This window comes from Cellulosimicrobium sp. GQ32 (assembly GCF_059758455.1).
Genome location: NZ_JCAXEP010000021.1, coordinates 1 through 9,114, shown reverse-complemented (window position 1 = coordinate 9,114; position 9,114 = coordinate 1). Strand labels below are relative to the sequence as shown.

7 protein-coding genes and 1 pseudogene are annotated in these 9,114 nt (G+C 73.6%); 5 read left to right on the top strand and 3 right to left on the bottom strand.

The window, feature by feature from the left end; all coding sequences use genetic code 11:
- Nucleotides 1-310: 310 nt before the first annotated feature.
- Nucleotides 311-3,505 (bottom strand): efflux RND transporter permease subunit, encoded by a 3,195-nt coding sequence (locus AC6CH9_RS20700; RefSeq protein WP_498156584.1) that lies wholly within the window; start codon nucleotides 3,503-3,505, stop codon nucleotides 311-313.
- 113 nt (nucleotides 3,506-3,618) lie between these two features.
- Between AC6CH9_RS20700 and AC6CH9_RS20695 the strand changes: the two genes are divergently transcribed.
- Nucleotides 3,619-4,113, top strand: a complete 495-nt coding sequence (locus AC6CH9_RS20695) for a MarR family winged helix-turn-helix transcriptional regulator (protein WP_498156583.1) — start codon at nucleotides 3,619-3,621, stop codon at nucleotides 4,111-4,113.
- 49 nt (nucleotides 4,114-4,162) lie between these two features.
- Here AC6CH9_RS20695 and AC6CH9_RS20690 read toward each other — a convergent pair whose 3' ends face one another.
- On the bottom strand, nucleotides 4,163-5,395 hold the full coding sequence (locus AC6CH9_RS20690) for an MFS transporter (RefSeq protein ID WP_498156582.1): 1,233 nt from the start codon (nucleotides 5,393-5,395) through the stop codon (nucleotides 4,163-4,165).
- Nucleotides 5,396-5,499: 104 nt separating this feature from the next.
- On the opposite strand from AC6CH9_RS20690, the gene AC6CH9_RS20685 reads away from it, so the two are divergent.
- Nucleotides 5,500-6,039, top strand: a complete 540-nt coding sequence (locus AC6CH9_RS20685) for a MarR family winged helix-turn-helix transcriptional regulator (RefSeq protein ID WP_498156581.1) — start codon at nucleotides 5,500-5,502, stop codon at nucleotides 6,037-6,039.
- A gap of 33 nt (nucleotides 6,040-6,072) precedes the next feature.
- On the opposite strand, the gene AC6CH9_RS20680 is transcribed toward AC6CH9_RS20685, so the two are convergent.
- On the bottom strand, nucleotides 6,073-6,918 hold the full coding sequence (locus AC6CH9_RS20680; protein ID WP_498156580.1) for an oxygenase MpaB family protein: 846 nt from the start codon (nucleotides 6,916-6,918) through the stop codon (nucleotides 6,073-6,075).
- Nucleotides 6,919-7,040: 122 nt separating this feature from the next.
- On the opposite strand from AC6CH9_RS20680, the gene AC6CH9_RS20675 reads away from it, so the two are divergent.
- The 3 genes and pseudogenes from AC6CH9_RS20675 to AC6CH9_RS20665 form a co-directional block, all read left to right on the top strand.
- On the top strand, nucleotides 7,041-7,658 hold the full coding sequence (locus AC6CH9_RS20675) for an ArsR/SmtB family transcription factor (protein WP_498156579.1): 618 nt from the start codon (nucleotides 7,041-7,043) through the stop codon (nucleotides 7,656-7,658).
- On the top strand, nucleotides 7,655-7,903 hold the full coding sequence (locus AC6CH9_RS20670; RefSeq protein ID WP_498156578.1) for a hypothetical protein: 249 nt from the start codon (nucleotides 7,655-7,657) through the stop codon (nucleotides 7,901-7,903). Before AC6CH9_RS20675 ends, AC6CH9_RS20670 begins: the two co-directional genes overlap by 4 nt.
- Before the next feature lie 226 nt (nucleotides 7,904-8,129).
- A pseudogene (locus AC6CH9_RS20665) lies at nucleotides 8,130-9,114 on the top strand (Ig-like domain-containing protein); the annotation flags it as partial.

Sequence of the window (9,114 nt, the reverse complement as noted above, 5' to 3'; positions counted from 1 at the left end):
CAACAGCGGTCTGGTCACCTTGGGTGGCGGGGTGGGTGGTGGTGCCGCGTCTACCATCCGCCGCTCGTTCCTCGCGGCTCCCGCCAGGCCCGACCACGACGCGGCACCACCACCCACCCCGCCCGGCGTCATCTCGCCCTGGTCGTCGCGCACCCCGGGCGACCGTCCGCGGTGTCGGTCCAGCCGGGGGTCGCCGCCTGCGCCTCCTGGGCGACCGGACCGTCGGCGGTCGGCGACGCTGCAACGCAGGGCGAGAGGACGTCGTCGGACCAGGCCTCTACCTCGGCCGACCAGGCTCTACCTCGGCGGGTTACCCCTCCGCGACAGGTTGGGCGGCGGTCTTCTCGGCCGTCTCGGCCTTCTCGGCCTCGGCCTGGGCAGCGGCCTCCTGCTTGGCCGCCCTCTTCGCCGCGCGCTTCTCGCCGCGGCGCTCGGCGAGCGTGTACAGCACCGGCACGACGACGAGCGTGAGCAGCGTCGAGCTGAGCAGGCCGCCGATGACGACGAGCGCGAGCGGCTGGGAGATGAACGCCCCGCCGCCGGTGATGCCGATCGCCATCGGGGTGAGCGCGAAGATCGTCGCCGCGGCCGTCATGACGATGGGGCGCAGGCGCTTGCGCGCCCCTTCCATGACGGCGTCGTCGAGCGACCGGCCGCGCTCGCGGTACTGGTTGATGAGGTCGATGAGCACGATCGCGTTCGACACCACGATCCCGACGAGCATGAGCAGGCCGATGAGGGCCGGTACGCCGAGCGGCGTCGCGGTGGCGAGCAGCAGGAGCAGCGCACCCGTCGCGGCGAACGGGATCGACACGAGCAGGATGAACGGCTGCAGGAGGCTGCGGAACGTCGCGACCATGACGAGGTAGACGATGAGGATCGCGACGAGCAGCGCGAGCCCGAGGTCGGCGAACGCGTCGGCCTGGTCGGACGCGACGCCCCCGATCTCGACCGTCGCGCCGCCCTCGAGCTCGAGCCCGTCGATCGCGGTCGTGAGCTCGGTCGTGAGGGCGCCGAGGTCCTGCCCCGCGGGCGTGACGGAGATCGTCGCGCTGCGCTCGCCGTCGACGCGCGTGATCGAGGTGGGGACCTCGACCTCGGCGACCTCGGCGACCTGCGTCAGCGGCACGGGCCCCGCCGCGGTAGGCAGCACGACCTGTTCGAGCTCCGCGACCGTCGCCGGGGCCTCGCCCGCGAGGACGCGGACCTGGACCGGTCCGTCGCCGAGGTTCACCGTGCCGATCGGCGCGGGCGACATGACCCCCGCGACCGTCCCGGCCACCTGCGTCTCGGTGAGCCCGACGGCGGCCGCGGCCTCGCGGTCGACGGTCACCTGGACCGTGGACTGCGCCGAGGCGAGGTTGTTGGTGACCTGCGCGGCGCCGTCGGCATCCTCGGCGAGCTCCTGGACGTCGGCCGCGGCAGCGGCGAGCGTCTCGGTGTCGGGGGCCCGCACGACGAGGTCGACCGTCGAGCTGCCGAACGCGGCGTCCGCGCCGGCGACCTCGATGCCCTCGCTCGCCTCCCCGCCCAGCCCGGAGACGGCGTCGCGCACGTCCTCCTGGGCCACGACGGCGTCGGCGTCCGCGTCGAGCGTGACGGCGAACGTCGCCGTCGGGGACCCGCCGCCGCCGAAGAACGCGGCCTCCGGCCCGCCCGCCGTGCCGACCGTCGTCTGCACGGTCGCGACGCCGTCGACGTCGAGGAGGGCCTGCTCGACGTCGCGCGCCGCCGCGTCCTGCGCCTCGAGCGACGTGCCGGGCGCGAACGACTCGGTGACGGTGAGCGTGTCCTGGCCCGTGTCGCCGAGGAAGTTGGTCTCGAGCCGCGGCACGAGCGCGAGCGTCCCGGCGAGGATCGCGACGGACACGCCGAGCGTGATGACCGGGTGCCGCAGCGCCGCCCGCAGCGTCGGGACGTACCCGCGCTGCCACAGCCCGCGACGCTCCTTGGCCTCCGCCGCGGCGCGGGCGCGCTCCCCCGCGAGGCGCGCGGCCTCGGGGTCGGCCGGGACGGGCGGGGACTTGATGAACCAGTACGCGAGGACCGGGACGATCGTCAGCGCGACGAAGAGCGACGCGAGCATCGCGATCGCCACGGTGAGCGCGAAGGGCCGGAAGAGCTCGCCGACCATGCCGCCCACGAGCGCGATCGGCAGGAACACGGCGACGGTCGCCACGGTCGACGCGGTGATCGCGCCCGCGACCTCCTTGACGGCGCCGATGATGGCGCCCACCTTCTCCTCGCCGTACGACAGGTGCCGCTTGATGTTCTCGATGACGACGATCGAGTCGTCGACCACGCGTCCGATCGCGACCGTCATGGCACCGAGCGTGAGGATGTTCAGCGTGTAGCCCGTGGCGTTCATGACGATGAACGTCACGAACAGCGACAGCGGGATGGACACCGCCGACACGAGCGTCGAGCGCAGCGAGGCGAGGAAGAGCAGGATCACGACGACCGCGAAGAGGAGGCCGAGGAGCCCCTCGGTCGCCAGACCCTCGATGGACTCCTCGATGAACGGCGCCTGGTCGAACACGATCTCGACGCGCACGTCCTGGGCCTCGAGCACGCCGGAGAGGTCGTCGACCGCGTCCTGGACGGCGTGCGACACCTCGACGGTGTTGCCCGCGGGCGTCTTGGTGATCGCGACCGCGAGCGCGTTCTCGCCGTCGAGGCGCGAGTACGACGTCGCGGGCTCGGGGCCCGCGGTCACGGTCGCGACGTCACCGAGCGCCACGGGCGTCGTACCGGGTGCGGCGGTCGGGGACACGAGCGGCAGCGCGGCGAGGTCGTCGACGGTCGTGACGGCCGTGCCGACCTGCACGCTGAGGGTCCGGTCGCCGTCGGAGACGGTCCCCGCCGGGATCACGACGCCGTTGTCCTGGAGGATCGTGGAGACCTGCGCGGGGCTGAGCCCGACGGCGGCGAGCGCGGCCGGGTCGAGGTCGATCGTCACCTGCTGGTCGGCGATGCCGCTCACCGCGACGCTGCGTACGCCCTCGACGTCCTCGAGCGCGGGGACGACGCTCGACGTGACGGTGTCGGCGAGCGCCGCGTCGTCGGAGCCGCCCGACACGGCGAGCTGGATCACGGGCAGGTCGTCGACGGAGCCGGTCACGACCTGCGGCTCGACGTCCTCGGGGAGCTGGGACTGCAGCCGCGTGATCGCGGTCTGGAGCTGGGAGGCCGCGGCGTCCATATCGGTGCCGTACGCGAACTGCACGGTCGTCACGGACATGCCGGTCGACGACGTCGACGTGACGTCCTCGACGCCCTTGACGGCGCGCGCGGCCGTCTCGACGGGGACGGTCACCTGCTGCTCGACGATCGCCGGGGCGGAGCCCGGGTAGACGCCGACGACGGCGGCGGTCGGGATCTGCAGGCTCGGGATGAGCTCCTGCTTGAGCGATCCCATGCTGATGACGCCGAAGATCGCGATCGCGACCGTGGCGAGCGCGACGAGCGCGCGGTTGGCCAGCGACAGCCGGGCGAGACGGGACACGGAGCCTCCAAGGGTTCCAGGTCGGGTGGGAGACGACGTCGGCGTCGCGATTTCGTTAGCGTAACGCGAAGCATCTCGGGATGGTTCCCGCTGCCACCGATAGAGTCTGCGCCGTGACCCATCCCGCCGACGACGAGCGCGCGGCGCTCGCGCGGCGTCTCGAGGACGCGCAGCGCCGCCTCGCCGACCTGCTCCTCGCGCAGCGGCTCGAGCCCTTGCTGCGCACGACCCTGACGGTCCCCCAGCTCCGCGCGCTCGCCGTGCTCCAGCTCGACGGCGAGACGAGCTCGCACCGGCTGGCCGAGGTGCTCGGGATCTCCCCCGCGACGCTCTCCGGCATCGTGGACCGGCTGGAGGCCGCGGGGATGGCCGCGCGCCGCCCCGACCCGCAGGACGGCCGGGTGCGCCTCGTCGCCGCAACGCCGCGCGGCGCCGCGGCCGTGCGCCGGATCGCGGCGCAGGAGGACGAACCCCTCACGGACCTGCTCGACCGGCTCGACGTCGCGGACCTGCGCGCGCTCACGGTCGGGATCGAGGCCCTCACCCAGGTCGCGGAGGCGTCGGCCGCGGGCACCTCGACCGACGCCTCGACCGCCCCGGAGGACTGAGGGCCCCGAGCCGCACGCCGGGACCCTCCCCTTCGCCGTCGCCGGTGGCTCAGACCTCGCCGAGCGCCTCCTCGGGCGTCCCCTCGACGGCCCGCGCCCGGCGGTTCCAGCGCGACCACAGCACGCGCTCGCCGAGCTCGCCCGCCATGCGGTGCCCGAACGCCACGAAGACGACGACGCCGAGCACGAGGATCCCCGCCCCCAGCCAGAACGGGGCCGTCGCGGAGACCGGGTGCAGCAGGCCCGCGATGACGGGAGCAGGAGCGGCGAAGCCCCAGCGCACGAGGTTGAAGGCCCCGGTCGTGACGCGCCGGTCCGGGTCGCCGAGCGCGAGCGACAGGTCGGTGAGGTTCGCGTTCGCGATGCCCATGAAGACGCCGGCACCCACGAGCACGACGACGGACCACGCCGTCCCGAGGTCGAGCGCCAGCAGGACCAGCGCGACCAGGACCCCGACGATCGCGACGCCGAGGGTCTGGACGGCGCCCACGCGGTGGGCGAGCCGGTGACCGACGACGAGGATGCCGACCGCGAGCCCCACGCCCCAGGCGGTGAAGACGAGGCCGAGCGGCACGACGTCGAGCCCGAGGAAGACGGGCGTGTACCCGAGCACGATGAAGAAGCAGAAGTTGTACGCGGCCGTCACGGCGGCGAGCGCGAGGAAGCCGGGCTTGCGGAAGAGGCGGAACACCTGGCCGAGCCGCAGGGGCGCGGGCTTCTCGGCAGGGTCCTTGAGGCGCGTCACGGACACGAGCAGCGCGACGAGCATGAACACGCCGCAGACGAAGAACGGGACCCGCCACGAGATGCCGCCCAGCAGACCGCCGAGCAGGGGCCCGACCGCGAAGCCCAGCCCGACGCACGTCTCGAAGAGCTCGACGACCCACTCACGGTCGTTCGCGAGCGAGACGAGCAGGACCATCGCGGTCGCGAAGAACATCGCGTTGCCCAGACCCCACAGCCCGCGCAGCGCGGCGAGCTGTCCGATGGTCGTGCTCAGCGCCGCGAGCACCGCGGCTACGGCGACGAGGCTCACGCCCGTGGCGAGGATCTTCTTGTACCCGAAGCGCCCGGTGGCCATGACGGCGGGGATCATGCCGAGCGCCATGACGGCGATGTACGCCGTGAAGAGGAGCTCGATCTGCCACGTCGAGGCGCCGATCTCCTCGCCGATGACGGGCAGGATCGGGTCGACGACGGCGATGCCGGCGATCGCGAAGAACGCCGTGAGGGCGGTCGCGTAGATGGCGGTGCGGTTCGGTTCGTTGCGCGTGGAGGCCACTGCGTTCGCACTTCCTGGTCGGGGGGAGAGGGCCGCCCCGCCGGAGCGGGCTGGACGGCAGCATTTATCTGTATCTGACAGGTAAGTATCTGTAGAATACACCTATGACGGTTGCCGAGGGAAACGATCGAGTACCCCGACCGATGCCCGGCGGCGCGAGCGCGCGCGACGACGCGGCCGCCCACGACGTGCTCGGCGCGATCGAGCTGGAGGTCGCGCAGCTGCTGCGCCGCGCCGAGCGCACGCGCGCCTCCGGGGCGGCGGGCACGTCGCGCCGCAGCGGGACCCTCGACCGCTCCGGCTACCTCCTGCTCCACACGCTCGGGACGCACGGTCCGCTCCACGTCAACGCGCTCGCGGAGCGGCTCGGCCTCGATGCGTCGACGGTCACCCGCCAGGTCGTCGCGCTCGAACGGGCCGGGCACGTCCGCCGCGCCCGCGACGCCCACGACGGCCGCGCGGTCGTCGTCGAGCCGACGGCCGAGGGCCTCGACGAGCTCGCCACGCACCGCGTCGCACGGACCGAGCTGTACGCCGACGTGCTGGGTGACTGGTCCCGGCTCGACCGCGCGCTGCTCGCCGAGCTGCTGGGTCGCCTCAACAGCGACCTCGACGCGTACCGGCGGCGACGCGACGCGTCATGACGACCACCCGAGGGCCCGCGCGGGAGCGCGGGTTCACGGCGAGGGGAGCGCCCACCGGATCAGCCGGGTGACCGTGGCGCCGGCGGGCCGCGCCCACCGCGCCGGCAGGCCGCGCACCCGCGGCATCCCGGCGCGCGCCCACGCCGGCAAGGACTCCCGTGCCGCCAGTGCCAGCCCGGCGTACGCCGGGCGCGCGGGCCACGGGAGCGGAGGCTCGACCAGCAGGAACCGCGCGGCGTCGAGCGCAGCCGGCGTGAGCGAGAGCGCCGGCCGGTACCGCTCGACCGCCGCGTCCAGCTCTCGGCGCGTCAGGGGCACGTCCACGACCCCCAGCGCGCGCCCGACGACGGCGGCCTGGGCGACGTACTCGTCGCAGCCCTGCGCGTCGAGCGGGTCCCGGCCGAAGGACTGGTGGGCGACGAGGAAGCTCTGGGTCTCGGCGACGTGGACCCAGCGCAGCAGCTCGGGGTCGCTCGCGCGGTAGGGACGCCCGTCGGCCGCGCGGCCGCGGACGCGCTCGTGGACCGCGCGGACCGCCGCGACCGCCCGCTCCGCGTCGTCGGCCGTGCCGAAGGTCGTCACGGCGATGAAGGTCGACGTGCGCTGGAGCCGGCCCCACGGGTCGCCCCGGTATCCCGAATGCGCGGCGACACCGGCCATGGCCAGGGGGTGCAGGCTCTGGAGCAGCAGGGCGCGCAGGCCCCCGACGAACATCGACGCGTCCCCGTGCACGCGCTGGACCGGAGAACCCCGCTCGAACCAGCGCGGGCCGGGCGTCTCGTGGATGCGCGCCCTGGTGGCGGTCGCATCGGGACCCGCGACCCGGAGGAAGATCGCGCGCTCCGCCGCACCGCGAGCCCGCTCCACGACGTGCGTCATGGCGTCGATGCTCGCACCCCCTCCCTCACCTCGCGCGCGCGCCGCGGACACCCTCAGCAGTCCAAAGACTTCGCTGCAAAGAAACTCTTGCAAACATGTCTTTGGATCGGTAGCCTCGTCACATGAGCACCGACGGCGACACCACAGCCCCGAGCGCCGAGCGCCACCCGGCGCTCGGCCCGGCACAGCTCAAGGCGCTCGCGCACCCGCTGCGGGTCCAGATCCTCGACCTGCTCTCCACGCACGGTGCGCTCACGGCGAGTCGACTCGCCGACCTCGTCGGCGAGTCCAGCGGGTCGACGAGCTACCACCTGCGCCAGCTCGCCCGGCACGGCTTCGTCCGCGAGGTCGCCGGTCGCGGCACGGCCCGGGAGCGGTGGTGGGAACGCCCGCCGGGCGGGTTCACCGTGAGCATGCCCGACGACGAGACCGAGGACACCGCGGCCACGCTCGCCGGCGCGATGGTGAGCCGAGAGTTCGAGAACGCCCGCGCCCGCAAGATCCAGGCGTTCCTGGAGCGTTCCTCCGAGCTGCCGACCCGGTGGCTCGACGGCGCGCGCCTCACCACCGCCAGCATGTGGCTCACCGCCGAGCAGATGGTCGAGGTCGCGGACGCCTGGGACGCGCTCGACGCGACGCTGCACCGCTTCCAGGGTCAGGAGCAGACGCCCGGCGCACGGCCCGTGCAGATCCACTTCAACGTCTTCCCCACGATCGACGGCAAGGAGAACCCCTCATGAGCGCGTACTCCCCCACCCTGCCCCGCACCGTCGAGCCGCGCGGCGCCGACCGGCTGCTCGTCGTCGTCGGCTCGGCACTGAGCGACCTCGGCCGCCGTCGCGCCGCGGCCCGCGCGCAGGCGCGACGCGACCGCACGGCTGTCGCCCCCGGGACGCCGTCGGCGCCCCCGGCCGACCGGCTCCACGCGGCCACCGAGCTCACCCTCGACCGCGCCGCGGTGTCGCGAGCGTCCCTTCTGCCCTGATCGCCCGGAGATTCCACCCGCGTGGGGACTCCTCCCCATATCGAGGGCCCGGCCCGCTCGGTTACCCTCGACGGGGCGTTCTGTGGGCACTGACGCGCGTCTCCTCCTCCTCTCGCCGTCCCGGCTCGGCAGGATGACGCGGTCCCGTGTGCCCCGACCAGGAACTTAGGGAGCATTGGTGGGCCTTCTCTCGAGCATCCGCGAGCATCGTCGTACCGTCGCGTCGGTGAGCACCGTGTCGGTGTTCTCCACGGCGCTGGTGGGGATGGCGCTGTTCTACGAGGGCGAGGCCACGGCGGACGTGGACCTGAACGACTCGGGCGTGTGGGTGACGAAGTCGTCGGCCGGGTTGCTGGGGCGGTTCAACTACGAGTCGCAGGCGATGGACGGGACGTTGAACGCGGGCAGCGCGTCGTTCGACGTGCAGCAGGACGCGGGCCGGGTGCTGCTGGACGACGCCGGGACGAGCACCGCGTCCCCGGTGAGCGTCGCGCACCTCAAGCTGGACGGGCAGATCCGTCTCCCGGCGGGGGCACAGGTGGTCTCGGGGGGTGCGACGACGGCGATCCTCGACGGCGAGGAGGGCAAGTTGTGGGTGCTCCCGTTCGACGGGGCGACCTCGTTCGACGCGGAGAAGCTGGACCCCGTGGTCGAGGTCGGCGGTGAGGGCGCGCTGACCGTGTCGCAGGACGGCACGGTGTTCGCCGCGATCCCGTCGACGGGGACGTTGTGGACGGTGGCGACGACGTCCAAGGGCACCGTGGACGGCGAGGCGTCGTCCACCGCGCTCCCGGTGAGCAAGGGTGCCGAGGTCGAGGTGACCGCCGTGGGCGACGAGCCCGTGGTGCTCGACCGGTCCGCGTCGCACCTGATCCTGCCGGGCGGGAAGAGCGTGGCGGTCGAGGGCGGGGGTGACGCCCGCCTCCAGCAGCCGTCGCAGTCCTCCGACGTCGTCGCGGTCGCCACGACGGACGCGCTCGTCGCGCAGCCGCTCAAGGGCGGCGACGCGCAGCGCCGCGCCGCGCAGGGCGTGCCGGCGGCCCCCGTGCAGCTCGGTGCGTGCACCTACGGCGCGTGGGCCTCGACCGGCCAGGTGATCCGCGACTGCGACGGGACGGGACGCGACGTCGACGAGCGGCTCGAGGGCCTGGACCCGCAGACCCGGCTCGAGTACCGGGTGAACCGGCAGGTGATCGTGCTGAACGACCTGT

Bases quoted from the DNA above. Each gene is read 5' to 3' on its own strand.
- AC6CH9_RS20685 (WP_498156581.1), top strand. From the start codon at position 5,500: ATGACGGTTGCCGAGGGAAACGATCGAGTACCCCGACCGATGCCCGGC.
- AC6CH9_RS20680 (WP_498156580.1), bottom strand. From the start codon at position 6,918: ATGACGCACGTCGTGGAGCGGGCTCGCGGTGCGGCGGAGCGCGCGATC.
- AC6CH9_RS20675 (WP_498156579.1), top strand. From the start codon at position 7,041: ATGAGCACCGACGGCGACACCACAGCCCCGAGCGCCGAGCGCCACCCG.
- AC6CH9_RS20670 (WP_498156578.1), top strand. From the start codon at position 7,655: ATGAGCGCGTACTCCCCCACCCTGCCCCGCACCGTCGAGCCGCGCGGC.